A 25,832-nucleotide genomic window follows, 5' to 3' on the forward strand; every position below is an offset into this window, starting at 1 on the left:
GAATCATGAGTTTCTCCGCGACCCTCGGAACCGCCCGGCGCGCCACGCGCGCCGTGGCCACCGACCGCGCGATGCTGATCGCGCTGTGCCTGCTGCTGTTGCTCGTGGTGGCGTCGGTCTGCGCCCCGTATATCGCGCAGCACGATCCCGCCTCGCTGTCGCCGCGCATGCGGCTCAAGCCGGCCTCGGCCGAATACTGGCTCGGCACCGACTCGCTCGGCCGCGACCTGCTGGCCCGCGTGCTCTATGGCGGGCGCCTGTCGATCATGCTGGCCGCGCTGGTCAGCGCGCTGTCGGTGGTCATCGGGCTCGTCATCGGCCTCGCGGCCGGCTTCGTGCGCCGGCTCGATGCACCGGTCATGCGCGTGATGGACGGCATCATGGCCGTGCCGGGCCTGCTGCTGGCCGTGGCCATGGTCGCGCTCGGCGGTGCCAATATCGTCACGATGGTGCTGGCGATCGCGATTCCGGAAATCCCCCGTATCGCGCGGCTGGTGCGCAGCGTGGTGCTATCCGTGCGCGAGGCGCCGTACGTGGAAGCGTCGATCGGCGCGGGCACGCCGCCGCTGACCGTGCTGTGGCGCCACATCATGCCCAGCACGATCAACCCGCTCGTGGTGCAGGCCACGTTCGTATGCGCGGCCGCGATTCTCACCGAAGCGGTGCTCGGCTTCCTCGGCCTGGGCTTTCCGCCCGAGATTCCGAGTCTCGGTACGATCATCGCCGAGGGCCGGCCGTACTTTCAGCGTGCGCCGTGGATCGTGCTCTATCCGGGCGTGTTCCTTGCATTGCTGATCCTTTCCGTCAACGTATTCGGCGACGCGCTGCGCGATCGCCTCGACCCGCGCCTGTCGCGCACCAGAAAGGGCTGATGATGTCGCGACCCACCGAACAAGCTTCCCCGCCGGTCCTCGAAGTCCGCAACCTCACGGTGCGCCTGCCCGACGGCGGCGACCGCCGCCATGCGGTGCAGGATGTCTCGCTGATCGTCCGCCCGCGCGAAACCGTCTGCATCGTCGGCGAATCGGGGTCCGGCAAGTCCGTGACGTCGAGCGCCGTCATGGGTTTGCTCCCGCGCGACGTGCTCAAGATCGAGTCCGGCCAGATCCTGCTGGCCGGGCAGGACATCACGCGGGCCACGCCGGCCGAGCTCCAGGTGCTGCGCGGCCATCGCATGGCGATGATCTTCCAGGAGCCGATGACCGCGCTCAATCCGCTGATGCGCATCGGCGACCAGATCGCCGAGGTCTTTACGTTCCACGCGAAAGCGATGGACGCCGCCGCGCGCGACCGCCGCGTGCTCGCGCTGCTGGCGGACGTGCACCTGCCGCAGCCGGAGACGATTCGCCATGCTTATCCGCACCAGCTGTCCGGCGGTCAGCGCCAGCGCGTGATGATTGCCATGGCGCTCGCCATGGAGCCGGGTCTGATCATCGCCGACGAGCCGACCACGGCGCTCGACGTCACGTCGCAGGCGCAGGTGCTGCGGCTGCTCAAGGAACTGTCCGGCCATCACGAGAACGGCGTGCTGTTCATCACGCACGACTTCGACGTGGTCGCCGAGATCGCCGATCGTGTCATCGTGATGCAGTCGGGCCGCATCGTCGAGCAGGGCACCGCCGACGAGGTACTGAACCGTCCGCAGCATCCGTATACGCAACGGTTGCTCGACGCGCGGCCGCGCGGCGACTTCCGCGCGCCGCCGCTGCCGGCGTCCGCGCCCACGTCGCTGGCCGTGCGCGATCTGACGATGCGCTTCGAGACGCGTTCGATGTTCCGCTCGCGCCGCCGCAGCGTGCTCGCGCTCGATGCGGTGTCGTTGTCGGTCCGCCGTGGCGAGACGCTCGGCATCGTCGGCGAGTCGGGGTCGGGCAAGAGCACGCTCGGCCGCTGTATCGCACGTTTCAATGTGCCGACGTCCGGCGAGATCGAACTCGATGGGCAGTCGCTGTCGTCGATGGACCGCGGCGCCTCGCGCGCGTGGCGCAAGCGCGTGCAGATGGTCTTTCAGGACCCGTTCCGCTCGTTCAATCCGCGCCTGACCATCGGCCGCACGCTGGCCGAGGGCCCGATGAACTTCGGCGCGAGCCATGCCGACGTGCAGGCCCGCATGCGCGAGATGCTGCAGCTGGTCAGCATGGATGCCGGCGCGCTGGACCGCTATCCGCACGAGTTCTCGGGCGGCCAGCGGCAGCGGCTGTCCATCGCGCGCGCGCTGATGATGGATCCGGAGATCCTGATCGCCGATGAAGCCGTCTCCGCGCTCGATGTCTCCGTGCAGGCGCAGATCCTCGACCTGCTGGAGTCCATTCGGGAGCGGCTCGGCGTGAGCATCGTCTTTATCACGCACGACCTGCGCGTCGCGGCGCGACTGTGCCATCGCATCGTGGTGATGCAGCGCGGCCAGATCGTGGAGGCCGGCAGCGCGCAGGACGTGTTCCTGCGGCCGCGGAGCGCCTACACGCGCGACCTCGTCGCGGCCATTCCGGGGCAGCAGGGCGCTGGCGATGCGGGGCGCGATCCCGCCGTCGCGCCGGCGGGCCCGCAATCCCCCGCCGGCGGTTCGCCGGCTTTCATGGAGGCACGTTTCGCATGACCCTCGCACCGACCCGTATCGCTTTCATCAGCCAGTCCGCGTCGCTCGACTATTTCGGGCCGCTGATGGCGGACGCGCTGCCGCACGCGGAAGTCTCCGTGTGGCCGGACCCGCGTTGCCTCGAGGCCGATATCGCCGTGTGCTGGATCCCGCCGCCTGGCATCTATGCGCGCATGCCGCGCCTGCGCCTGATCCATGGCATTGCCGCGGGCGTCGACAATATCCTCGAGGGGCAGGACACGCGCGGGCTGCCCGTCTGCCGCGTGGTCGAGCCCGGGCTCACGCAGGGCATGGTCGAGTACGTGCGCTGGTCGGTGCTGTATTTCCATCGCGACTTCGACCATATGGCGATGCAACAGCGCGAGCGCGTCTGGAAGCGGCTCCCGCTGCGGCCCGCCGCCGACTGCCGCGTGGGCGTGATGGGCCTGGGCGAACTTGGCGGCGTGGTGGCGCGCACGCTGCGCGACGATGGCTACGACGTGGGCGGCTGGTCGCGTTCGCCGCGCGAGATCGATGGCGTGGCCACCTGGCATGGCGACGAAGGGCTGCCGGCCTTCCTCGCACGCACTGACGTGCTGATCTGCCTGCTGCCGCTGACCGATGCCACGCGCGGCATTCTGGGCGCGCGCACGTTCGCGCAGCTGCCGCGCGGCGCGGCCATCGTTCATTGCGGCCGGGGCGAGCATCTGGCCGTCGATGCGCTGACCGACGCGCTGTCCACCGGGCATCTGCGCGGCGCCGTGCTCGACGTGTTTCCCGTGGAGCCTTTGCCCGAAGACAGTCCGCTATGGCGCTGCCCCGGCGTCGTGGTCACGCCGCATATGGCGTCGATGGCCTCGTCGGCCGAGATCGTGAGGCAGGTCGCCGCGAACGTCGCGCGCCTGGGCAGCGGCGAGCCGTTACGCAATACCGTAGATCTCGCACGCGGGTACTGACGCCCCGCGCCATTCCCCGATGACCGAATGCAGTCTCCCTGATTCCGGAGTTTCGATGCACCCCGAAGATCCCGCTTTCACCCTGCCCACGAGCGCGCCCGCGCCCGTGGACCCCCAGATTCGTGCGTTTCTGAGCAAGATGGCGGCCGATGCCGCGAGGTATCCGCGCCGCGATACCGTATCGATCGCCGAAGGCCGCCGCATTGGCGAGGCGGTGCGTGCGCCATGGGCGCAGGGCGGCCCCGAGATGGCCGAGACGACGGAGCAGTATGTGCCGACGCGTCATGGCCCGGTGCGCGTGCGCATCTACACGCCGCGCGAGCGCGTCATGCCGGGCGCGTTCGTCTATATCCATGGCGGCGGCTTCGTGCTGTTCAGCATCGATACGCATGACCGCGTCATGCGCGAGTATGCGGCGCGCGCGGGCATCGTCGTCATCGGCATCGACTACACGCGCGCGCCGGAGGCCAAGTTTCCGCAACCGCTCGAGGAATGCGTCGATGTCGTGCGCTGGGTCCATGCCGAGGCCGCGACGCTCGGCATCGATCCGAAGCAGCTGTTCGTCGGCGGCGACTCGGCCGGCGGCAACCTGTCGATGGGCACATGCCTGACGCTGCGCGACGAAGGGGAGGCCGGGCTGCTGCGCGGTGCCGTGCTGAACTACGGCTCCTACAGCAACAACCTGTTCCGCAACTCCGTGGTGCGGTATGGCGCCGGAGATTACGGCCTGTCGCTCCATATGATGATCTGGTTCCGTGGCCTTCATATCGGCAAGGGGCAGGACTTCTACGACCGCCGCTACAACATCCTCGGCGATTCGCTGGAGAATCTGCCGCCGCTGTTCATGGTCATCACCGAGTGCGATCCGCTGTACGACGACAACGTCGAACTGGAGCGCCGGCTGCGCGCGATCGGCGCCGACGTCGAATCGAAGATCTACCCGGGCACCGTGCACAGCTTCCTGGAGGCGGTGTCCATCGCCGACGTGGCCGGCGAGGCCTTCGACGATACCGCGCGCTGGCTGCAGCGCAAGGCCGGCTGAGGAGGCCGCCATGTACACACCTTCCGCATACGCCGAGCACGATGCCGATGCGCTGCACGCGTTCATGCGCGCGCACAGCTTTGCATCGCTCATCACGTTCGGCGGGGCGCGCGTCAACGTCACGCACCTGCCGTTCCTGCTGGATACGTCGCGCGAGCCCGTGCTCTATACCCATATGGCCCGCGCCAATGCGCAGCTGGCGGACCTGCGCGCGGGGGCGGAGGCGCTGGTCGTGTTCCAGGGGCCGCATGCGTTCGTGTCGCCCAGCTGGTACGAGAACCGCCACACATTCCCGACGTGGAATTACACTGCGGTGCATGCGCGCGGCGCGCCGACGGTGCTGGACGACGCGGAACAGGTGCTCGATCTGCTCGAACGGACCGTTGCGCGATACGATATGCCGTTGCGGCCGCCGAGCGGCGCATGGACGCTGGAGGGCATGCCCGCCGAGACCACGCGCCAGCGCATGGGCGCGATTGCGGGCGTGCGGATACCCATCGCCGCGCTGGAAGGCAAGATGAAGCTCAACCAGGACAAATCGGTGGCCGATCGCATGGGCGTGATCGGCGCGCTGGAGGCCCTGGGCGAGCCGCAGGGACTGGCGGTGGCCGCGCTGATGCGCGACCATGCCGACATGCAGGGGGCCATACCGCCTGTCATGACGCAGGTAATGACCAAAGAGTGACCGAAATCCCCAAGGAGCCGACGTTGAACCTCGATGATGTAATTGCCACGGTGACCACCGCGCCACCCGCGGAATCCGATGCGTTTTCCGACCCGCTGGCGGGCCTGAACGAGCCGCAGACCGAAGCGACGGTCCGCCGCGACCTCGCGCTGCTGTACCAGCTGATTGCGCATTTCCGCATGACCGACCTGATCGACACGCATATCAGCGCGCGCGTGCCGGGCAGCGAGGACCACTTTCTGATCAACCGCTACGGCGTGCTGTTCCACGAGATGCGGCCCGAGACGCTGGTCAAGATCGATACGGAAGGGCGTGCCGTCGAGAACGGCGATTCTGCCCTGCAGCGCGTCAATGCGGCGGGCTTCACGATCCATTCGGCCGTGCATATGGCCCGCCACGATCTGGCCTGCGTGATCCACACCCATACGGCCGACGGTATCGCGGTGTCGGCGCAGCGCAAGGGCCTGCTGCCGCTCTCGCAGCACTCGCTGCGGTTCTACAACCGCCTGGCGTACCACGAGTACGAGGGCATCGCGCTCGACCTCGAGGAGCGCGAGCGGCTCGTGGCCGACCTCGGCAACCACAAGGCGATGATCCTGCGCAACCATGGGTTGCTGGCCGCGGGCAATACCATCCAGGAAGCGTTCGTCAATATCTATTACCTGGAGCGGGCGTGCCAGGCGCAGATCAAGGCGACGTCGGGTGGCGCGGAGCTCGTGTATCCGTCCCCGGAAGTGTGCGAGCGGACCGCGCGCCAGTACGAGCGTCCGACCGCGCCCGAGTATTGCCAGCGCGTGTGGAACGCCGCTGTCCGGTTGCTATAAGTCCGGCTGCTGCAAGTCCGGTTGCGGCGCTGGGGGTGCCGGGTCAGGACAGGCCCGGCTTGCCGCTGAGCGCCTTCGTGCCGCTCATCAGCAGCGGTGCGAAACGGCGCGCGAAATCGTCGATGCTCCAGTCCGCGAGCGAGCCCGAGATATCGATCGCCGCGATGGGGCGCGCCTCGTGGTCGACGATCGCGCAGGCGAGGCTGATCTCCCCGAGCATGCTTTCCTCGAGCGCCACCGCATAGCCGTCCACCCGGCATTGGCGCACGCGCGCGCGAATCTCGTCGTGATCCGTGATGGTCTTGTTCGTCAGCGGGCGGGAGTCCGTCCGCGCGAGGATGTCGTCCACCTGCTCGTCGCGCATATGCGACATCACCGCACGGCCGCTCGCGGTGTGGATCGTGGCCAGCCGCCGGCCGATCAGCGTGCTGGTGAAGGTCTGCCGCTTGGTCTGGCGGCGCAGCGCGAAGATGATCGTCAGATCGTCGAACAGGCTCAATTCCACGCGCTCGCCGGACTCCTTCTGCAGATCGACGATCAGCGGCGTGGCGCGCTCCAGCAGCGGCACGCTGCGCAGATAGTCGAAGGTCCGCTCGAGAATCTTCTTGCCGGGCAGGAACGCCTTGCCATTGGCGCCGCGCTCCAGGTAGCCGAGCGCAACGAGCGTATGCGCCATGCGCTGGACGGCGCTGCGGTCCATGTCGCAAACCGTCGCGAGCTCGTTGAGCGTGAGCGGGCCGGGATGGTCGGCAAACGCCTCCAGCAGGCTCATGCCCTTGGCGAGGGACTGGACGAATAGCGTATTGGTGCGCTCGCTCATGATGGGGTATTGAATATCGAATGCTCGGTATCTTATATCAATACCGGGATGCCATCCCTACGCGTGCAGGCATTGCAGCAGAACCTCGAACGCCGGGGCAATCGCTTCCTCGGGCACGCAGGCATAACCGAGCAGTAGCCCGCGCGCGGCCGAAGGCGACATGTAATAGCGCGAGAGCGGCCGCACCGTGATGCCGCGTGCCCGCGCCCGCGCCGCCACGGCGACGTCATCACAGCCATCGGGAAGCCGCAATACCAGATGCAGCCCGGCGTTGCTCGCATGTTCGTGCAGCGCGCCGGGGCCCAGGTACCGTTCGATCAATCCCGCAAGCATCGCGCGCCGTCGCGCATAGAGCGGCCGCATGCGGCGGATATGCGCGGCATAGTCGCCCGCCTGCATGAACTCGGCCACGGTGGCCTGCGTCATCAGGTGCCCCGCGCGATAGAGCTCGGCATGGGCGGTCTGGAACGCGGCCGCGATCGGCGCCGGCAACACCATGTACCCCATGCGCAGCCCGGGATAGAGCGTCTTGCTGAACGTACCGATATAGACCACGGGGGCGTCGGATTCCAATCCCTGCAGCGACGGGATGGGCTGGCCGGAGAATCGGAATTCGCTGTCGTAGTCGTCCTCGACGATCCAGCTGCCCTGGCGGCGCGCGAGCTCCAGCAGCTCGCGGCGGCGGCGCAGGCTCAGCACCGCGCCCAGCGGGTACTGGTGCGACGGGGTCACGAAGATAAAGCGCGGTGCCGGCCGGTGCCAGCCGAAACGCGCGTCGCCGGTGGGCGGCAGCGTCATGCCTTCCGCATCCACGGGCATCGGCACCATATTGATATCGCTGACTTCCAGCACGCCGCGTATGCCCCAGTAGCCCGGTTCTTCGACCCATGCCGTTTCCCCGGGCGTGCCAAGCATGCGCACGACGAGGTCGATCGCCTGATGGATGCCTTCGGTGATCAGGACCTGCGAGGCATCGCAGCGCACGGAGCGCGCCACGCGAAGATGCGCGGCCACGGCCTCGCGCAAGGCGGGCAGGCCGCCGCCGTGGCTGTAGCTGAGCCATTCGGGATGGGGCTGGCGCCACAGGCGCGCGGCGATCTGCGCGTAGCGCCGGTGCGGAAAGCGGGCGAGGTCGGGCACGCCGGGCATGAAGGCGCCCCATTGCGTGGCGGAGGCCGAGGCATTGGCGATCAGCCGCTGGCCGCGCGGCGACAGGCCCTGCATGGGCGCCGCGCCATGGGTTCCGCGCAGTGCCGCGGCGGGCGTGCTGGCGACGGCCGACGCGTTGAGAAACCGCTCGGGCGCGGTATCGGCCACGAACGTGCCGCTGCCCGTGCGCGCGGTGAGGTAGCCCTCGGCGAGCAATTGCTCGTACGCGAACATCACCGTATTGCGCGACAGGCCCAGTTCCGCGGCCAGGTCGCGCTGCGGCGGCATGCGCATGGCGGGCGCGAGGCTGCCATCCTGGATTGCGCCGCGCACGCAGGCGTACAGCGCGCGATTGAGCGGCCGCGCGAGCGATGCGACGCCATCGGGCCCCATACGCTGCAATAGCAGATCGGCGCAGATCGATTTCAAATTGGCACCAAACGATTTGTCAAAGCGGTGCTGGATTGTAGGGCCAAATCGGACTGAAATGGCATCCGTTCCTCCAACGCCTTTCGCCACTCTGACCATGAAAAACCTCGATATCGATCAACGCCGATCCCTGGCCACGCCGCGCGGTGTCGGCGTGATGTGCGACTTCTATGCGGACCGCGCCGAGAACGCGACGCTGTGGGACATCGAAGGCCGCGCCTTCACGGACTTCGCCGCCGGTATCGCGGTGCTCAACACGGGCCATCGCCATCCGCGCGTGGTGGAGGCCATTACCGCGCAGCTCGGGCGCTTTACCCATACGGCCTATCAGATCGTGCCGTACCCGAGCTATGTCGCGCTGGCCGAGCGCATCAACGCGCTGGTGCCGATCTCGGGCGTCAGGAAGACCGCGCTGTTCACGACCGGCGCGGAAGCCGTGGAGAACGCCATCAAGATTGCCCGCGCGCATACGGGCCGTCCGGGCGTGATCGCGTTCTCGGGCGCGTTCCATGGCCGCACGCTGCTCGGCATGGCGCTTACGGGCAAGGTGGTGCCGTACAAGGTCGGCTTCGGTCCGTTCCCGGCGGACGTGTATCACGCGCCGTTCCCGAACGCGCTGCGCGGCGTGACCACGGCCCAGGCGCTCGCGGATCTGGAGTCGCTGTTCAAGACCGATATCGATCCCTCGCGCGTGGCGGCCATCATCCTCGAGCCGGTGCAGGGCGAGGGCGGTTTCCATCCGGCGCCGGCGGACTTTATGCGGGGTCTGCGCGTCGTGTGCGATCGCCATGGCATCGTGCTGATCGCCGACGAGGTGCAGACCGGTTTCGCGCGCACGGGCAAGCTGTTCGCGATGTCGCACTACGACGTGGAGCCGGACCTGATCACGATGGCCAAGAGCCTCGCGGGCGGGATGCCGCTTTCCGCGGTCAGCGGCCGCGCGCAGATCATGGACGCGCCGCAGGCCGGCGGGCTGGGCGGCACCTACGCGGGCAATCCGCTGGCCGTCGCGGCGGCCCATGCGGTCATCGATGCCATTACCGAAGAGAAGCTCTGCGACCGCGCCGCCGCGCTCGGTGCGCAGTTGACCGAGCATTTGCAATCGCTGCGCCCGCGCTGCCCCGCGCTCGCGGAAGTGCGCGGCCTCGGGTCGATGATCGCCGCCGAGTTCACGGACCCGGCCACCGGTGCGCCCAGCGCCGAGGCGGCCAAACGCGTCCAGACCCGCGCGCTGGAAGCGGGCCTGATCCTGCTGACGTGCGGCGTCCACGGCAACGTGATCCGCTTCCTGTATCCGCTGACGATTCCGCAGGCGCAGTTCGATGCGGCATTGGCGGTACTGGCGACGGCCCTGGCCGGGTAGGTCGCCGCGGGCGGCCGGACTTCAGTCGTTTATGCTGGCGCAAAACCTGAAGTCCGGCCCAAGGAGACCGCATGGCACCGACCGACTCGCAACTTGCCGCCCCCGCATCGGCACTCATCGACGCGCGTATTCGTGAACTCGACGACTGGCGCGGCGAAACCCTCGCGCGCCTCCGCGCCATCGTCCGCGCGGCCGCACCCGATGTCGTGGAGGAATGGAAATGGCGCGGCGTGCCGGTCTGGTCCGATCACGGCATCGTCTGCACGGGCGAAACCTACAAGGCCGCGGTCAAGATGACGTTCGCGAAGGGCGCGTCGCTCGACGACCCGTCGGGCCTGTTCAACGCGAGCCTCGAGGGCAATACGCGACGGGCCATCGATTTCCACGAAGGCGACACGATCGACGAGCCCGCGCTCCGTGCGCTGATCGCGGCGGCGGTGGCGCTGAACCGCGCCAGGATCGTCAAGCGCAGCAAAGGCGGCGGCAAATTGTAGTGCGCGCGTAAGCGACTCTCGGGCACGCGCAACACAGATTGCAATATCTCTCATATGGGAGTCTGTTGACTTTCATTCGAGACCATCTAGAATGGGAGTATCCAATCCACCAAACGAGAGCGTGCAACATGGCCAACACTTCCACGTCTGCACCCGGCGCAACTGGCTTAGGCACCCAGCCAGATGACTTCGATGTCTTCCTGAAGCAGATGGGCGCACTGGAGCAAAGACAAGTGATCCGTGAAGGTATGAACGCCGTGATGGTGGAGCGCGTGGCCAGGGAGCTGCTTCGCGTTCCGGTACAAACGCTACTCAGCGGTCTGGGCCTCCCCAGTTCCACCATGCTTCGCAAGATGTCGAAGCAGGAGCGTCTGTCCGCCCCCGAGTCCGACAAGGTCGCCCGTGTGCTGTACGTCCACGAACTGGCCACCGACGTCCTCGAGGACGCCACGCTCGCCTCGCAGTGGATGCAAAAGCCGCTGTTCGAACTCGACGGCATGAAGCCGCTCGAGGTCCTGGACTCCCAGCCGGGCTACGACCGGGTGCGGGACATCCTGACACGCGCGGCCTTTGGCATTCCGGTATGAGGGTGTACCGCCTCGCCAAGGAAAAACCGGGACGCTACCAAGCGGACGACCTCAGCGGCAACGGCGCCGCCCTCGCGGGCGGCCGCTGGAACCCCCGCGGCACGCGGGTCGTCTACACCTGCTGCAATCCATCGACCGCGGTGCTGGAGGCGCTGGTACATCTGGGCGGCCTGATGCCGGCGGCCCAGCACTTCCTGGTGACCATCGACATCCCCGACGCATGCATCGCCAGCGCGTTCGTCCCGGACATTCCCCCCGACTGGAACACCGCGGGCCAGGACCCAAGATCCACGATGGCCATCGGCCAGGCGTGGATCGAAAAGGGCAACCACCTGGCCATGAAAGTCCCCTCGATCGTCTGCCCGGCGGAGGTCAATCTGTTGCTCAATCCGTTGCATGCGGAGATGGATGCGGTCCGCGTGACCGATGTCTCCACCTTTACGTTCGATGCACGGTTGTTGGCCTGATGGTGTCCAGCGTGACGACGATATCGGCCATATCCAGCACCGCACTGCGGTGCGACACGATAATGACGGTGTCCGCATACGCTCGGATTGTTTTGAGTACGCGTGCTTCCTGAGCCAGATCGATCGATGACGTGGGCTCGTCGAGAATCAACGTACGGCATCCTTTCAATAGCGCCCGAGCGATGGCCAGACGTTGCTTCTCGCCGCCGGACAACGCGCGCGTTCCCTCGCCGACAGGCGCATTCAGGCCATCCTCCATGCCGTCGGCAAGCGCATCCAGTTCCAGATCGGCAAGGACTTTTCGCAGTGCCGGATCGCCAGGAGAACGTTCTAGTCCGTACAGCAGGTTCTCGCGCAGCGTACCGCGATTGATCGTCGGATGTTGAGGCGTGACGGCGATCTGTGACAACGGGTCTGCAAAAGGACGCGCATAGACCAGATGCCCGTCAAAGCGGACCGTACCCTGATCGACGGGTTGCAAGCCCAGCATGACGTTCAGGAGCGTCGACTTACCCGTTCCGGATTTGCCCATGATGGCGATGACTTGTCCGCGAGAGATGGTGAAGTTCGTTTGGCGCAAGATTGGGACGCCGTCTAGCGATAGCGACACATCTTTAAGTTCAAACAGAACGTTCTGGCTCGTGTCTTGCGTCGGTACCGCGGTTCGGATGGGCTCTGGTTCCACGCCGAGATACTGAAACCATGTGCTCATCGCAAGATAATGGCCCCGAAGCTGCATCAGGCTCGATGCGATCAGCGCGAACGGCATCGTCAGTTGTACGAGGTACGTCGCGACCATCACGAAGTCGCCGGCAGTGTATGCGCCCGCCTCCGCGCGATGGACCGCGTAGGTGAGCGTGATGACAAGGATCAGTCCGATGGCGCCAATCTGTACCGCCATCAGCGAGGCCATCCGAGCGTTCGCGGCCATGATGTCCCGCTTGTGCTGCGAGAGCACGGCATGCAGTCCAGCCTCTTCTTCCCGATAGGCCGCGTTGATCCTGATGTCATAGAACTTCGCCAGACGTTCGGTCAGCCGTGAGGCCAGCTTGTTCTGGATGGCAAACAGTGAGGCATGCACATCCCGGCTTCGCAAAGCGATCCATACAGCCAGCGCGAACAGTAGCGCCATCGACATCAGGAACATGGTCGCGACGACGGCGTCCAGCCTTGCCCAAATGACGCCAAACACGATCACGAGCTGGACTGCCACAGGCAGAATGGTCCAGAAGATGGCCTGGTTGATCTGGCCAAAGCTACTCATCGAGCGTCGGATCTCGGCGACGGTCTGGCCGAGATCGAGCGTCCGCTGCCGCGCATACGGCCATCGGATGATGCGCTGAAAGAAGCTCTCCGCGACGGCCGCATCGCATCGAACGAGGATAAAGGCGCTGACCAATCCTTTGGACCACTCCATGATGTTGGAAAGTGTCCAGGCCATGCCATAAGCGAGTGCCAGCAGATAGATCGGGAGCCAGCTCGCGACACCTCGCTCGCCGTGAACCGAAATCCGGTCAACGACGGCGCTCAGGAACACCGGGACCGATGCCGCGAGCATCGCCACACCGATCATCACGACGGAACAGAGCACCAGATGCCAGGGCAACGCCGGATAGACCGCCCTGATCAAATGGAATGCCCGGATATACGGGCTGATGAGGCCCGCCACAAGATGAGCAAAGGACATGGAGGGTAGTTCAGATCTGGAGAATTCTCGGCATGCGCGCGGGTAGATCCGGACTGTCCGCGACCACCCGGCCATCCACTTCAATCCAGGCGTGGGCAACAAAGTCGTATTTCTGAACCCCGATGTTGAACGTACAGTGCACGCCGTTATCGCAAAGCCGTCGATGCATGGCGAGCGAGAACTCGAGGCAAGCCGCGCTGGCGAAAGACCTTCGCGCGTACCATTTGATCTCGGAAGCAAGCCGCTCGATCTCGCGCCAGTCGTAACCAGCGGCGATGTCTGTACTTCTGGCATGACGGACGGCGTTCAGGGCCTCATGCAAGCCACGTCTGCGCAGTCGCATGACGGACGCCGACAGCGCGCAGGCGCTCCGAAAAAGACTCGCCGGCTTCCACGTCGTGACTTCATGCAATGGCGTGTGACGCCACTGATGATTGCCGACTCCGTAGATTCCGATCGTCGGCGAAAATTCACGAACGCTTGCCGGTTGCGCCGCGCATTCAAGAATCCCCGCCCTGTAGAGCTCCATCACGAGAGGAGAGACGCGCGCTGTCGTGAGCGCATGTTTGAGCAAGGCGCTGTCATCGATATCGAGGAGGACGTATGCATCATTGCGTTCGTCCAGGATTACCGCCTCGCGATCAACGAAGATGTGGTGCACATAGGGCGCGAAGGTCAGATGAAGATCAGGCATGCTTCAGATTCTCCAGCGCTTTCAAGAGCAACTCCGCACACAGCAGGGTCATCAGGTCGTGCGGTACGCCCGCATACCCCATGGCACATCTTCGCAATGCTCGGTGTGCCGCTTCGATGTTGATCAATCCCTCGCCAGCGAGTCTTCCGTGGGCGATCATGTCTCGAAAGTCTGACTCCCGCGACCGGATGGCGCGTTGATAGGCGCCCGTCATGTGCCCCTTGCCCTTGCGGAAAAAATCGCAATGTCCGTAACGCTGCTCGAGCCCCCGTCTAAGTGGATGACGCGAGTGCTCCGCATTGAATAATTCGTGATCCTGATACGCCAGCGCGCACCGGATCATCCTTGTGTCCGTAAACGGATGAATGGTCCGGACCTCGCCATCTCCATGGAAAGAAGCCGAGTTCTGCACGATGGCCTCACGAATCAAAGCATGCCGCCTGTGAAGCTTGGCACCGCCCTCGCGAGCAAGCGGTTGCAAAGCTCTCGCATACGCGCTGAGCAGTGCGGAGCGGTGTACTGCGCGACCGTAGGCATGCCACATGACGCGAAGCGGATCGATGCCGTAGAGCGACCTGTAAGCGCGCCAGGCGCTCGCGGTTTTCGACGGGGTGCGCCGCAGTATGCTCAGCAGCACCTCAGCCGGCACGGGGTCCAGAAAAACCTGATCTCCACCATGTCCATTGATCGTGCTGAACGGCGCGCCCCGGAAATGGCTGCGGAGCGCTTCCTGTCGGTTGTCCATCACGCCTCTGAACGCGAGGGCTGAGGTCGGCATGCCGGGTATGCTGCGCGATGGCACGTTGAGCAGCAATCTGTCATCGATCGGCACGACGATGTGCTCGACCTTTAGCTGTTTCGCGATGCGCTGCGCCCATTCGAGGTCGTCCGGTGCGCTGCCATGGGGGTCATGCCAGGTACAGGCTACCAGGCGACGCGCCGCCAATGCCCGCACCGCGTGGAGAATGGCTGTGGAATCCAGGCCCCCGGAGAAATCGATACCGACAAGGGCGTCTGATTCCACCGATGCGACGATGTCCTGCAATACCTCGGCAGGGTTTTGCCTCGTCGTGTCGCGCAGGCTGTCGTACGCCCACGCGACACTGATCGTACCGTTGATGTAGCGGACCGTCGTGCCCGCAGGGAAAGACCGCAGACCCGCGAACAGCGTCTCGTGCAAGCCGTTACGGTTCTCGATAAACCTGACGGCGCTTAGCGGACGCAATACCAATGGCGCGGCATGCGCAATACGCTCGAGACTTTGCGACACATAGACGGACGCCCCCTCCGACATCACGTAGAGAAGTCGGCCACTGCCTTCCGGAATTGCAATCTCGAAATCGGAGGGTTCCGATACTGTGACCATGGGCTTCGAGACGACGGAAGGGCCTGGTGGGAGAGGGCCTTCGATCATGATGGCCGGCCCGTCACGTCGAAGCCTGACCATGTCATTGGCGCCGACATGCAGCACGGAGGTCCGCACAGCAACGGCTCAATGCCAGGGCATGGGCACCTCATAGACGCCGTAAGCGCCCTCGATGATCGAGCCCCCCGGTTTGCCTCGGGTATTCCTGGAGGCCTTGATGACGACCAGACGGTTCCACAGGGACTTCACCATGTTCACATCCTCCTTCCATTGGACAGGCAATTCGCTGGGTGCTGGCGCAATGGTAGTGAATGAAACAGAAAAGTGAAGCATTAAGCCCATATTTAAGCAATACGCTATGCGTCCGGCACGAGTTACCACCGCTTCGCATAGTTGTCCCTGACAGTTCTCGATATATACGTACACAGCCCGCGCCCCGCGGCCGCCAATCGTTTCATCTCGTCCACCATTGCCTTGCCCGGCCGGTCATGGTCATAGAGATAGTGGCGATAGGTGCCGGATTGGAAGACCACGTGGATCGCGTCGTCCGTGATGTCGTAGCGCGCGATATTCGAGGTGCCGCTGAGGTTTCGGTAGGTTTTCATGTTGCGCCGTCACGTCCGGAATGGCTTCGCATCGTTCTCGGGAGACTCGGGAGAGGCGGTCTTCTTCCACTCCCCCCGCTCCAGTTCCGCGATCACCTGTGCGCCCAGCAGCAATAACGCCGCGGCGATCTCCAGGCTCAGCAACACCACGATCGCTGTCGTCAGCGACCCGTACACGCGGCTTACCTGCGATAGCGAGGCGAAGTACCACACCAGCAGGTGCCGGGAAATCTCCCAGAGGACCGCGGCCAGTACCGCGCCCGCCAATGCGCGGCGCAGCGAGAGTCGGCCGACCGGCATCACCATGTAGATCGACGTCAGCATCAGCACTTCGCCGAAGAATCCCAGAAGATAGAGCAGCCCCGTCGATAGCCGGTCCAGCGACCACTCGTGGCCAAGCACGTCCACGTGCCGTTCGCCGATCGCCAGCAGGCGGCCGGACACGACCGTCACGACCAGCAGGCCCACGCTGAGCACGGCGATATAGCAGTAGGGGAGGACCGCGGATACCAGAAAATGCCGGCGGCGGATGGCCACGCGGTGGACGAAGATGACCGACATCGCGTTCTCGAGCACCGTGAAGGCGAGCGAGCTGAAGAACAGCATGGTGGCCAGCAACACCCAGCCCGACGTGCCCCGATTGTGCAGAAACGCGGCGAGTTCGCCGATCAGGGCGCGGGACTGCCCGGGCACGACCCATTCGAGATAGCGCGCGACCGTCGAGAGCAGCAGGTCGGGGTCCACGAAGTGCGAGAGCGCGATGACGAGCAGGATCAGCAGCGGAACGATCGACAGCAGCGCATAGTAGCCGACCGCGCCGGCCAGCAGCAGACCCTGGTTGGCGCGAAACTGCGCCAGCGTGTGCCACAGGAAGCGCCACGCGCTGCGAAGCATTATGCGCGCGTCGGGTAGGCGCATCGGGAACTCCGGAGATCGCTCGTCAGCACATTATGCGGCGGGCGCGGCGCGATCTCCAGCGGACACAGGCGGAAGGGTGTGTAGGACGATTCTGGTTGTCTTCGCGGCAACGCACTTGTTTTCGCGCCATCGCGCGTACGAGCGATCTCGTTCCCTAGCATCCGCCACATAACAATCATGACGGGAGCAGAGAACATGACGGGTATCGCGGTAGATCGCAGCGTTGCCGTAGGGGGCGAGGTCGGGCAGGGCGAAGCAAACACGCCGGAAACGCGAATCGCGACCTTCGCCGCGCGTGCCCGTATGCGGCTGAGCCGGATGCGCAAGGCTGCAATGGCGCGGTTGATGTCACGCCGGCAGCGCGACCTCGACAATCTGCCGCGCATCGATGCGCAACTGTTGCAGGCCGCGATGGCATCCATGGAGCGCGACCACGGCGCGTGATGCGCGCGTGCTCTACCTCAGTGCGGATGCACCCTCTTTGAGAGAAGGCAAAGCGTGATCTGAAGAAGCAAGAGAAGATTGCGGCGTAGGTGGGGCGTAGGTTCGGCTTAGGTTCGGCTGGTTCGGCTTAGGTAGGCCCCAAATAAAAACCCCGGCTCAAGGCCGGGGTGGAACAGCTGGATATCACGCGACAGGTCGTAACTCGAATCGAGTCATTGGAGCCTGCCGCCAACCCAATGCGGTGGAGTCTAGCGCCATCTGCTCTCATGAGTCAACGCTTCAACATGCTCGCATCGTGCCACACACACTTCCCTACAGACCCCTTCTGATCGATAAGCTCATTACTGCTGCACGCATCAAGAGTTATGAGACGGTATTTGGCACGCATGATGACCTCGAGCTGGTTGGTGCCTACCTTTGGAACTCGGCTGTCGCGGCCACGTTCCTGCCGGTTCTGAGCGCGGCAGAGATTACGCTGCGCAATGCGGTCGATGCAGCCCTGCGGCCCGCGCTGGGGGAGTTCTGGTGGAGAACCAACACCCTCCATTTTCGGTCCTTCAGCGTGGGTGGGCCTGTGCCCGATGACGTAAAAGGACTGCGTGAAAATTTCGCGGCAGCAACGAAGACGGTGAAGCGTGACCGGAGGGAGCGATATGGGAGGATTGCCTATGCGCCCACGCATCACGACGTCATTGCAAAAACGAACTTTTCAACCTGGGAGTACATCCTCAGCGGTGAGTTCGCCGGCGACAACCTCATCTGGCCCAAACATCTCGGCAAGGTGTTCGCGGGGACATGGCCTTTCTCCAAGGCCAGGAAGACGCTGACGCACGCAAGGTCGCTCGTGTCGAACTTGCGGAACTTCAGGAATCGACTATCTCATCACGAACCGCTATGGAAGACGTCGAGCGTCGATTCCTCGCAGAGTGCAATGAAGTACTTGAACGAGAAGATAGCGTCCGCAGAAGCGCTATTGAACTTGGTTCATCCTGCCAGTCTTGAACTACTGCAGAAGAACGGCATCCTGCCAGCATTGCGACGAACTTGTCGTGAAGAAGAACTCAGGCGATATCAACACGCGTCGGTAGAGCATCGCATAGTCAATCTTCGAGATCTGGAACAAGTCGTCATGGAATCGGTCAGCGAGAACCTGACCGTCCATGCGCGGGTTTCGGAAGCCGCCTTCCGTATTCATCCTTAGCGGCACCTACTCCAGCTGCACGTTCGCCTCCCTCACCACCTCGCCCCACTTCCGGATCTCCGACTCCACCAGCGAGCCAAACTTTGCCGGCGAGCTGCCGACCACCTCCACGCCCTGGTCGCGGAAGCGCTTGACGACGTCGGCCTCCGCCAGCGAGCGCACGATTTCCTCGTTGAGCTTCTGCACGACCGGCGCCGACGTTCCCGCGGGCGCCTGGATGCCGAACCAGACGTTCACCTCGTAGCCCGGCACGCCGGACTCGGCGACAGTCGGCACATCGGGCAGCAATGGCGACCGCGCCTGGCCCGTCACGGCAATCGCCTTGAACTTGCCGGCCCGCAACTGCTGGATCACGTTCGGCAGGTTGTCGAACATCAGGTCGGTTTCCCCACCGAGCAGTGCCACTACGGCGGGGCTGCTGCCCTTGTACGGGATATGCGTCATGCGCGTACCGGTCATCTTGTTGAAAAGCTCCATCGACAGATGATTCGACGAGCCTGCTCCGGTCGAGCCGTAGTTGAGCTTGCCGGGCTGCTTCTTCGCATACTCGATCACGTCCTTCACCGTCGCCAGCCCGAGGTCGGGGCGCGAGACCAGCACGTTCTGCGTGCTCGCCGCCCAGACCACGGGCGTGAAGTCCTTCGTCGCGTTGTAGGGCAGCCGATTGCCATAGAGCGCGGGCAGCGCGGCGAACGGCAGCGGCGTGATCAGCAGCGTATAGCCGTCCGCCGGCGACTTGGCGACGAGACTGTTGCCGATGACGGTGTTGCCTCCGGGCCGGTTGTCCACCACCACCGACTGCTTCCACTTGGCAGTGAGCTTCTCCGCGGTCGTGCGCGCGAGCGTGTCGTTGAACCCGCCCGGTGTATAGGGCACGACGATGCGCAGCGGCTTGTCGGGATAGTTGTCGCCTTCTGCCGCACTGGCGGGGGTGGCCGTCACAGCCAGCGATGCAAGTAGCGCCAGCGCGATGCGAGTCGTGGTCATGGTTGTCTCCTTCACCATCTTGTGTGGTTGAGTGGTTGACGTACGCGTCGGCACGAACTTACCATACCAAACTGGTAGTACCAAATAAATCTGACCAGATAAGAGAGGGACCGCACGCGCATGGCCACTGTCATCGCCACCGACCGTATCCACCCCGAAGCCCAGGCCCGGTTACAGCAAGCCTCGACGTTCGATATCCGCCCCTGGCGAGACGGTGCGGCCTACGCCGACGACCTCGCCGATGCCGACGTGGTGGTCGTCCGCAACCGCATCCCCGCCGAACTGTTCGACCGCGCGCCAAGGCTGCGCGCCGTCATCCGCCATGGCGTCGGCCTCGACATGATCCCCGTGGAACAGGCCTCCGAGCATGGCGTGCTCGTGGCCAACGTGCCGGCCGTCAATGCCGTGGCCGTGGCCGAGTACGTGCTCGGCCAGATGCTCGCGCTTTCGCGCCGGTTCGCGGATATGGATCGCCTGATGCGCTCCGCATCGTGGAGTGAAAGCCGGCTCATTGCCGACCATGGTCAGCAGATCGGCGGCAAGACCGTCGCCATCGTCGGCATGGGCGAGATCGGCCGGCGCGTGGCCGCGATGTGCGCGGCCGGCTTTGGCATGCGCGTTCTCGGTGTCCATCCCAAACGCACGGGTACGCGCGAGACGCACGCCGAGTACGTGCCGCTCGACGACGCACTGGCGGCGGCCGACTACCTGGTCCTGACCTGTCCGCTGACGCCCGAGACGCGCGGCATGATCGGCGCCGAACAGCTCGCGCGCATGAAGCCGACCGCATTCCTGATCAACGTCGCGCGCGGCGCCGTGGTCGATCGACTTGCGCTACATGAAGCGCTGCGCGCGTCGCAAATCGCGGGTGCCGCGCTTGACGTGTACGAGACCCAGCCGCTGCCCGCCGGCGATCCGCTGTTCGCGTGCGTCACCGCGCGGCTCACACCCCATATGGCCGGCATCTCCGCGCAAAGCCTGCATGCGATGAGCATGGGCGCCGCCGCGCAGGTGCTCGACGTGCTGGCGGGACGACTGCCGCCGCACTGGGTCAATCGCGACGCCGAAGCTGCCATTCGCGCGCGATGGACACGACTCGGCATCGCACCGCAATAACCGCATACCGGCACTATCAAAGAGGAGACACCCCAGCATGTCCAGAATCAAGTCCATCCAGGCCATCCCGCTGTCGTTCCGCCTGCCTGAAGGCAAGACGGTCAAGCTCGGCATCGGCAGCACCATCAAGCGCGACACGATCATCGTGCGCGTCGAGACCGAATGCGGCGTGGTCGGCTACGGCGAAGCGCATCCCGGCCGCAGCCCCGGCGCGGTCACGAGCCTGATCGCCAATACGATGGCGCCGTTGGCCGTCGGCATGGATGCATTCGATACCAACGGCGTCTGGAGCCGTATCCACAAGATGCAGCTTGCGAGCCACGGCATGGGTGCGGGCGCCTCGCTCGCGCTGTCGGGCATCGATATGGCGCTGTGGGATGTGCGCGGCAAGCTCTGCAACCAGCCGCTGTACAAGTTGCTGGGCGGCAGCAGCAAGAAGATCAAGGCCTACGCGGGTGGCATCGCGCTGGGCTTCCAGGCACCGGAGTCGCTGGCGGCGGAAGCGCAGCAATATGTCGCCGCGGGCTATCAGGCGCTCAAGCTTCGTCTTGGCGACAACGTGGCCGACGACGCGGCGCGCGTGCGCCATGTCCGCAAGGTCCTCGGCGACGGCATCGACATCCTGACCGACGTCAATGCCGCCTATACGATCGACGAAGTTCGCCGCCTGATGCCCGTGCTCGAGGAAGCCGGCATCGGCTGGCTCGAGGAACCGTTCGCCTGCGACAACTTCGGTGGCTATCGTGCCGCCGCGGCGCTGAGCACGCGCGTGCCGATCGCGGCGGGCGAGAACCATTACACACGCTATGACTTCGCGCGACTGCTCGAAGAGCGCGCGGTGCAGGTCTTCCAGCCCGATCTGTCGAAGACGGGCGGCATCACGGAAGGCATGCGTATCGGCGCGCTGGTTTCGGCATGGGGCTACAAGGTGCATCCGCACAGCTCGGCCACGGGCCTGAACCATGCGGCCTGCGTCCATATGCTTGCAGCCGTCGATAACCCCGGTTACTTCGAGGCCTGCGTGTCGCACTTCAACCCGTTCCGCGACATGTTCGGCCCGGCCTTCCACGCCGATGGCGACGGCTTCGTGCGGCCGCTCGACAAGCCGGGCCTCGGGCTCGAGATCGATGAAGGCATCTTCAAGGAGTACCCGTTTATCGATGGTCCGGGCTATGTCGTGAAGTTCTGACGCCGCATCGCATTTCATAAAAATACTGGAGGAGACCGTAGTCATGAAGCTGTTTCGCATTGCCGCCTCGGCCGCGCTGGCCGTCGGCACGTTGTTCGCCGCTGCTGCCCAGGCCGCCGATACCTTTCCGTCGAAGCCCATCACGCTGATCGTCCCCTGGAACGCTGGCGGGTCCGTGGACCTGACCGCGCGCAAGCTGTCGGACATCCTCGGCAAGTCGGGTGTGACCGTGGTGGTGGAAAACGTGCCCGGCGCATCGAGCACGATCGGGCTGACCAAGGTGGCCAACGCCACGCCCGACGGGTATACCGTAGGCCTGGCCACGTCGTCGCTGATGGGCGCCGTCGCGCAGGACATGACGAAGCTGCGCGTGGATCAGTTCAAGGCGCTGAACCAGACCACCATCGAGCAGATGATTCTCGTGGTGTCGAAGTCGAGCCCCGTCAATACGATCGAGGAGTTCGTCGCGTTGATGAAGAAGAAGCCCGGCGGCGTGTCGATCGGCACGCCGGGCAACAACAACGTCAACCACACGTTCGCGGCCATGCTCGCGCGCGCCAACGGCGTAAGCTTCATCAACGTGCCATACACGGGCGGCGCCAAGGTGCTGACGGACCTTGCCGGACACCAGATCGACGGCGCGGTGCTCAAGCCGTCGGAGACGCTGAGCCAGATCAACGGCGGGCTGATCCGTCCGGTGGGCGTATTCTCGAACGAGCGCGTGTCGATCATGCCGAAGGTGCCGACCTTCGCCGAGAAGAAAATCGACGTGTTCCCGTTCGGTGCGCTGGATCAGATGTCGTATCTGGTTGGGCCCAAGGGGCTGTCCGCGGAGCGCGCGCAGCAGTTGCAGGAGTTGTTCGCCAAGGCCATCGCCAGCGATGCGTACCAGACGTTTGCGCGCGATTACGGCATGAAAGTGTCGGACGTGCGCGGCGACGAGTTGCAAAAGCAGGTGGTGGCGATTCAAAATACGTTCAATACCGTTGCCCCCAAGATATTCACGAAGCCGTCACAATAGTGGTGGGCGATCGCGCGTGAAAGCCAGTTTCCACATGCCCAAAGTCAGTCCAAGCACCGAAGAACAGCCCACCGAGAAACAGGAGCTGACCACGCGTACACTCGCGGACATTCTGTCGTTCATCCAGAAGCGCAACTACGATCCTGGCGAACGGCTGCCGTCCGAGCGCGAATTGTCCGAGCGGTTCGGCGTGGGACGCGGCGTGGTGCGCGAGGCGCTGTCGGTGCTCGAGAACCTGCGCTACCTCTCGCGGCGCCCGAACTCGGGCGTGTTCCTCACGGCGACGCCCGAACGCGTCAGCCTGGAGACGCTCGGCCTGTTCTCGGAGCTGGGTATCTCCCTGACCACGGACAAGCTGCTGGAGGCCCTCGAAGTGCGCCGGATCGTCGAGGTGCAGGCCGTGCAGTTGGCCTGCCAGCGGCGCACGGACGAGGATCTGGCGCTCCTGCAGGGCATCGTGGAGCGTTTCGAGGCCTCCATCGGCGGGAAAACGGAAGACAGTACCGCCGATCTCGATTACGCGTTCCATATGGCCATCTTCAACGCGGCGCACAACACCGTGCTCACGCAGATGGTCCACCCGTTCTACCTGATGTCCGCCCACCGCCGGGCGACATTCTTCGCGGACACGACTCGCAGCAAGGCTTCCAACCGGCAGCATCGCGACCTGCTCGACGCCATTCGCAAGCGTGACGAGGCGAATGCGCAGCGGGTGATGGGGGAGCATATCGGGCGGGTGGAGACGGCGCTGCAGAAGCTGTCGCCGTCTGCCTAGCGCGTCGGCCGCGCATGTACCGCGGGCCCGGCCACCTATACCCGCGCGGAATTGAACTCCGAAGTCCCGATTCGTTGAAGATCTCGTTGACGCTGAATCACGGGGATCGAGACGATCGCACGCCCATTGTTCGGTAATACCAAATTCACATTTGGATTATCAGTGTTTACCTGAACCTGTCGAGCGCCGAGAATCCACGCATTGCGATATCGCGCCACAGGAACAGCGTCATGGCTGCCCACATCGCGGACTGTGTTCCGGTAGAAGTCGAGGAAGTCACCATCGAGGGGCATGCCAAGCGGATTCCGCTGCGCGTCTATGCACCCGACCCGGGCGCCGGCGCGCGCCCCGCGTTGCAATTGCGCCCGATCGTTATCTATCTGCATGGCGGCGGCTTCCTGCATGGCGACCTCGACGCGGCCGACGACGCGGCGCGGGCGATTGCCTCGGCGACGCCGGCCGTCGTCGTTTCGGTGGGCTACTCGCTACCTCCCGCTTATCCGTTCCCCGCACCGCTCGAAGACGGCTATCTCGCCTGCCGATGGGCGCGGGAGCAGGCGCGCCGGCTGCATGCCGATGCCGATTGCCTCGGCGTGGCGGGACACGACGCCGGCGGCAACCTCGCGGCCGGCATCGGCGCGATGGCGCGTGACCGCAAGGAAATTCCCATTCGCGCGCAGGCGCTGCTCGCGCCGTTGCTCGACCCCAGCCTGACGCGCGTCTCGCACGTCATCGAATGCCCGACCGGCGAGATGTCGATGACGGCCTGCGCGCACGGCTATCGCGCCTATCTGCCCGGTTTCCGGCAACTCCTGCACCCGTACGCCGCGCCGCTCGAATCGCGCCGCCTGGCCGGGTTGCCGCCCACGCTGATCATCAGCGCGGCGCTCGATCTGCTGCATCTGGAGGCCGAAGCCTACGCGGGCGCGCTGATCGCGGCCGGCGTGCCGACCCACATGCTCCGCATTCCCGACGTCTCGCATGCCGCACTGGCCGCCAATAGGCAGGCGCTGGCCGAGGTGTCGGCGTTCTTCGCCAAGCAGCTATCCCCACGCGTCAGGTCGCGCCGATAGCGCACGCGCCAACGATTTCTACGCAGCAGATCAACAAGCAGAACCCAGAGGAAGAATCCAGTGGATACGGAACTACAGCAGACAGACGCCAAGCCTCTGTCGAGGGGTGGCAATTCGGATACCGGCAGGCAGCGGGCGCTTCGGCGCACCGCGATCGCGGTGGGCATATTGGTTGCGCTGGCCGCGGTGGGCTGGGGCTTCCAGCAACGCGGCAAGACGGCGCCGGCCGCGCAGCAGGGCACGGCGCTGCCCGAGGTCACTGTGGCCACGCCGCTCGTGCGCGACCTCGAGGCCCGTCTCGGCGCCCTTGGCCAGTTCTCGGCCGTGCAGCGCGTGGAATTGCGCGCGCAGGTGGGCGGCCCGCTGGTGGGCATTCATTTCAAGGATGGCGACGTGGTCCAGAAGGGCGCGCTGCTGTTCACGATCGAATCGCGCCCCTATGACATCCGCCTCGCGCAGGCCCGGGCGCAACTGGAAACGGCCAAGGCGCGCCTCGTGCTGGCCGAGAGCGAGTTCCAGCGCGCGCAGGCGCTCGAACGCACGAGCGCCGGGTCGGTGCAGAACCTGGAGCAGCGCACCGCGGACCGGCAGGTCGCGCAGGCCGCCGTGGCGGAAGCGCGCTCGGCCGTCGACGACGCGCAGTTCGACGTCGATCGCTGCCGCATCGTCGCGCCGTTCACGGGCCGCATCGGCACGCATCTGGTCTCCATCGGCAACCTGATCTCGGGCAGCCGCGCGGCAACCAGCGCCACGACGTTGCTGGCCACGCTGGTGTCGCTGGACCCGATCTACTTCGACTTCGATATCAGCGAGGCGGACTACCAGCTGTTGTCTACATACCGCAGCAAGGCCGCCGACAAGAAGGTTGCGCTGACCAATACCGTGGAAATCGCGCTAGGCACGGAACGTACCTACAGCCGAAAGGGCGTCCTCGACTTCATCAACAACGTGCTCGACCGTTCGAGCGGCACGATCCGCGCCCGCGCCACGGTCGCGAACCCCGACTATCGCCTGACGCCGGGCGAGTTCGCGCGGGTGCGCCTCGCGCTCGACCAGCCCACCGCGACGATGCTCGTGCCCGACCGCGCGGTGCTGCCCGACCAGTCGCAGTTCATCGTGCTGACGGTAACGCCCGATGGCACGGTGGCCCCGAAGATCGTGCAGGTCGGGGACGTGCGCGACGGCCTTCGCGTGATCCGTGGCGGCCTGGCCGCGAACGATCGCGTGATCATCGGCGGCATTCCTTACGCGGCACCGGGCGCGAAGGTCGCGGTCAAGACGGGCGAGATTCGCCTGGATTCACCCACGCCGGCGAACGCGGACGCGAACGCACCCGCGACCGGCAGCAAGGGGTAAGTGACCGAT

27 protein-coding genes are annotated in these 25,832 nt (G+C 65.1%); 18 read left to right on the forward strand and 9 right to left on the reverse strand.

Going from position 1 to position 25,832, the window contains the following annotated elements; genetic code table 11:
• The first annotated feature begins 5 nt into the window (after positions 1–5).
• The 6 genes from AAHB16_RS10990 to AAHB16_RS11015 all read left to right on the forward strand — a co-directional run bounded on the left by AAHB16_RS10990 (position 6) and on the right by AAHB16_RS11015 (position 6,082).
• The gene (locus tag AAHB16_RS10990) at positions 6–872 is read left to right on the forward strand and encodes an ABC transporter permease (RefSeq protein WP_150374174.1); all 867 of its coding nucleotides are present in this window, start codon (positions 6–8) and stop codon (positions 870–872) included.
• A gap of 2 nt (positions 873–874) precedes the next feature.
• Positions 875–2,596: an ABC transporter ATP-binding protein gene (locus AAHB16_RS10995; RefSeq protein ID WP_446718086.1), complete on the forward strand. Its 1,722-nt coding sequence runs from the start codon at positions 875–877 to the stop codon at positions 2,594–2,596.
• Positions 2,593–3,531, forward strand: coding sequence for a 2-hydroxyacid dehydrogenase (locus AAHB16_RS11000; RefSeq protein WP_150374175.1), 939 nt, complete (start codon positions 2,593–2,595; stop codon positions 3,529–3,531). Before AAHB16_RS10995 ends, AAHB16_RS11000 begins: the two co-directional genes overlap by 4 nt.
• Before the next feature lie 55 nt (positions 3,532–3,586).
• Entirely contained in the window at positions 3,587–4,573 is a 987-nt protein-coding gene (locus AAHB16_RS11005; RefSeq protein ID WP_342050860.1) for an alpha/beta hydrolase fold domain-containing protein, read from the forward strand.
• A gap of 10 nt (positions 4,574–4,583) precedes the next feature.
• Positions 4,584–5,258 (forward strand): FMN-binding negative transcriptional regulator, encoded by a 675-nt coding sequence (locus AAHB16_RS11010; RefSeq protein ID WP_150374176.1) that lies wholly within the window; start codon positions 4,584–4,586, stop codon positions 5,256–5,258.
• Positions 5,259–5,353: 95 nt separating this feature from the next.
• Positions 5,354–6,082 (forward strand): class II aldolase/adducin family protein, encoded by a 729-nt coding sequence (locus AAHB16_RS11015; RefSeq protein WP_223851830.1) that lies wholly within the window; start codon positions 5,354–5,356, stop codon positions 6,080–6,082.
• Positions 6,083–6,125: 43 nt separating this feature from the next.
• Here AAHB16_RS11015 and AAHB16_RS11020 read toward each other — a convergent pair whose 3' ends face one another.
• Both AAHB16_RS11020 and pdxR read right to left on the reverse strand, forming a co-directional pair.
• Positions 6,126–6,902 (reverse strand): IclR family transcriptional regulator, encoded by a 777-nt coding sequence (locus tag AAHB16_RS11020; RefSeq protein WP_150374177.1) that lies wholly within the window; start codon positions 6,900–6,902, stop codon positions 6,126–6,128.
• Positions 6,903–6,959: 57 nt separating this feature from the next.
• Positions 6,960–8,480 (reverse strand): MocR-like pyridoxine biosynthesis transcription factor PdxR, encoded by a 1,521-nt coding sequence (gene pdxR / locus AAHB16_RS11025; RefSeq protein WP_446718082.1) that lies wholly within the window; start codon positions 8,478–8,480, stop codon positions 6,960–6,962.
• Positions 8,481–8,577: 97 nt separating this feature from the next.
• Here pdxR and AAHB16_RS11030 point away from each other — a divergent pair, with 97 nt between their 5' ends.
• The 4 genes from AAHB16_RS11030 to AAHB16_RS11045 all read left to right on the forward strand — a co-directional run bounded on the left by AAHB16_RS11030 (position 8,578) and on the right by AAHB16_RS11045 (position 11,391).
• Complete coding sequence (locus AAHB16_RS11030; protein WP_342050861.1) at positions 8,578–9,843, forward strand: 4-aminobutyrate--2-oxoglutarate transaminase; 1,266 nt, start codon at positions 8,578–8,580, stop codon at positions 9,841–9,843.
• Between the two features lie 71 nt (positions 9,844–9,914).
• Positions 9,915–10,337 (forward strand): DUF1801 domain-containing protein, encoded by a 423-nt coding sequence (locus AAHB16_RS11035; RefSeq protein WP_342050862.1) that lies wholly within the window; start codon positions 9,915–9,917, stop codon positions 10,335–10,337.
• Between the two features lie 128 nt (positions 10,338–10,465).
• Positions 10,466–10,924: an antitoxin Xre/MbcA/ParS toxin-binding domain-containing protein gene (locus AAHB16_RS11040; RefSeq protein ID WP_342050863.1), complete on the forward strand. Its 459-nt coding sequence runs from the start codon at positions 10,466–10,468 to the stop codon at positions 10,922–10,924.
• The gene (locus tag AAHB16_RS11045) at positions 10,921–11,391 is read left to right on the forward strand and encodes an RES family NAD+ phosphorylase (protein WP_150374181.1); all 471 of its coding nucleotides are present in this window, start codon (positions 10,921–10,923) and stop codon (positions 11,389–11,391) included. Before AAHB16_RS11040 ends, AAHB16_RS11045 begins: the two co-directional genes overlap by 4 nt.
• On the opposite strand, the gene AAHB16_RS11050 is transcribed toward AAHB16_RS11045, so the two are convergent.
• From AAHB16_RS11050 to AAHB16_RS11075, 6 genes are all read right to left on the reverse strand, one after another.
• On the reverse strand, positions 11,363–13,078 hold the full coding sequence (locus AAHB16_RS11050) for an ATP-binding cassette domain-containing protein (RefSeq protein WP_191002332.1): 1,716 nt from the start codon (positions 13,076–13,078) through the stop codon (positions 11,363–11,365). The two genes, AAHB16_RS11045 and AAHB16_RS11050, sit on opposite strands and share 29 nt — an antisense overlap.
• Positions 13,079–13,088: 10 nt before the next feature.
• Positions 13,089–13,772 carry a lasso peptide biosynthesis B2 protein gene (locus AAHB16_RS11055; RefSeq protein WP_150374183.1) on the reverse strand — a complete coding sequence of 228 codons (684 nt, stop codon included), beginning with the start codon at positions 13,770–13,772 and terminating at the stop codon, positions 13,089–13,091.
• On the reverse strand, positions 13,765–15,243 hold the full coding sequence (locus AAHB16_RS11060; protein WP_342050864.1) for an asparagine synthase-related protein: 1,479 nt from the start codon (positions 15,241–15,243) through the stop codon (positions 13,765–13,767). The genes AAHB16_RS11055 and AAHB16_RS11060 overlap by 8 nt, the downstream gene beginning before the upstream one ends.
• Before the next feature lie 21 nt (positions 15,244–15,264).
• Positions 15,265–15,390, reverse strand: coding sequence for a hypothetical protein (locus tag AAHB16_RS11065; RefSeq protein WP_263364815.1), 126 nt, complete (start codon positions 15,388–15,390; stop codon positions 15,265–15,267).
• A 122-nt stretch (positions 15,391–15,512) separates the two neighbouring features.
• The gene (locus AAHB16_RS11070; RefSeq protein WP_150374185.1) at positions 15,513–15,743 is read right to left on the reverse strand and encodes a hypothetical protein; all 231 of its coding nucleotides are present in this window, start codon (positions 15,741–15,743) and stop codon (positions 15,513–15,515) included.
• Positions 15,744–15,752: 9 nt separating this feature from the next.
• Complete coding sequence (locus tag AAHB16_RS11075) at positions 15,753–16,661, reverse strand: YihY/virulence factor BrkB family protein (RefSeq protein ID WP_150374186.1); 909 nt, start codon at positions 16,659–16,661, stop codon at positions 15,753–15,755.
• 195 nt (positions 16,662–16,856) lie between these two features.
• On the opposite strand from AAHB16_RS11075, the gene AAHB16_RS11080 reads away from it, so the two are divergent.
• Positions 16,857–17,105, forward strand: coding sequence for a hypothetical protein (locus AAHB16_RS11080; RefSeq protein WP_342050865.1), 249 nt, complete (start codon positions 16,857–16,859; stop codon positions 17,103–17,105).
• A 295-nt stretch (positions 17,106–17,400) separates the two neighbouring features.
• A complete protein-coding gene (locus AAHB16_RS11085; RefSeq protein WP_342050866.1) occupies positions 17,401–18,306 on the forward strand; it encodes a CAAX protease in 906 nt (301 codons plus the stop codon).
• A 6-nt stretch (positions 18,307–18,312) separates the two neighbouring features.
• Here AAHB16_RS11085 and AAHB16_RS11090 read toward each other — a convergent pair whose 3' ends face one another.
• Positions 18,313–19,293 carry a tripartite tricarboxylate transporter substrate binding protein gene (locus AAHB16_RS11090; RefSeq protein ID WP_342050867.1) on the reverse strand — a complete coding sequence of 327 codons (981 nt, stop codon included), beginning with the start codon at positions 19,291–19,293 and terminating at the stop codon, positions 18,313–18,315.
• Between the two features lie 120 nt (positions 19,294–19,413).
• On the opposite strand from AAHB16_RS11090, the gene AAHB16_RS11095 reads away from it, so the two are divergent.
• The 6 genes from AAHB16_RS11095 (at position 19,414) to AAHB16_RS11120 (ending at position 25,823) form a co-directional block, all read left to right on the forward strand.
• On the forward strand, positions 19,414–20,409 hold the full coding sequence (locus AAHB16_RS11095) for an NAD(P)-dependent oxidoreductase (RefSeq protein ID WP_150374191.1): 996 nt from the start codon (positions 19,414–19,416) through the stop codon (positions 20,407–20,409).
• A gap of 37 nt (positions 20,410–20,446) precedes the next feature.
• Complete coding sequence (locus tag AAHB16_RS11100) at positions 20,447–21,598, forward strand: mandelate racemase/muconate lactonizing enzyme family protein (RefSeq protein WP_150374190.1); 1,152 nt, start codon at positions 20,447–20,449, stop codon at positions 21,596–21,598.
• Between the two features lie 43 nt (positions 21,599–21,641).
• Positions 21,642–22,619, forward strand: coding sequence for a Bug family tripartite tricarboxylate transporter substrate binding protein (locus AAHB16_RS11105; protein ID WP_150374189.1), 978 nt, complete (start codon positions 21,642–21,644; stop codon positions 22,617–22,619).
• A 34-nt stretch (positions 22,620–22,653) separates the two neighbouring features.
• Positions 22,654–23,394, forward strand: coding sequence for a FadR/GntR family transcriptional regulator (locus AAHB16_RS11110; protein WP_342050868.1), 741 nt, complete (start codon positions 22,654–22,656; stop codon positions 23,392–23,394).
• A 230-nt stretch (positions 23,395–23,624) separates the two neighbouring features.
• Positions 23,625–24,467 carry an alpha/beta hydrolase gene (locus AAHB16_RS11115; RefSeq protein WP_342050869.1) on the forward strand — a complete coding sequence of 281 codons (843 nt, stop codon included), beginning with the start codon at positions 23,625–23,627 and terminating at the stop codon, positions 24,465–24,467.
• A 159-nt stretch (positions 24,468–24,626) separates the two neighbouring features.
• Positions 24,627–25,823, forward strand: coding sequence for an efflux RND transporter periplasmic adaptor subunit (locus AAHB16_RS11120; protein ID WP_342050870.1), 1,197 nt, complete (start codon positions 24,627–24,629; stop codon positions 25,821–25,823).
• Positions 25,824–25,832: the final 9 nt, after the last annotated feature.

This window comes from Cupriavidus sp. OTU4054 (assembly GCF_038440175.1).
GTDB lineage: Bacteria > Pseudomonadota > Gammaproteobacteria > Burkholderiales > Burkholderiaceae > Cupriavidus > Cupriavidus pauculus_D.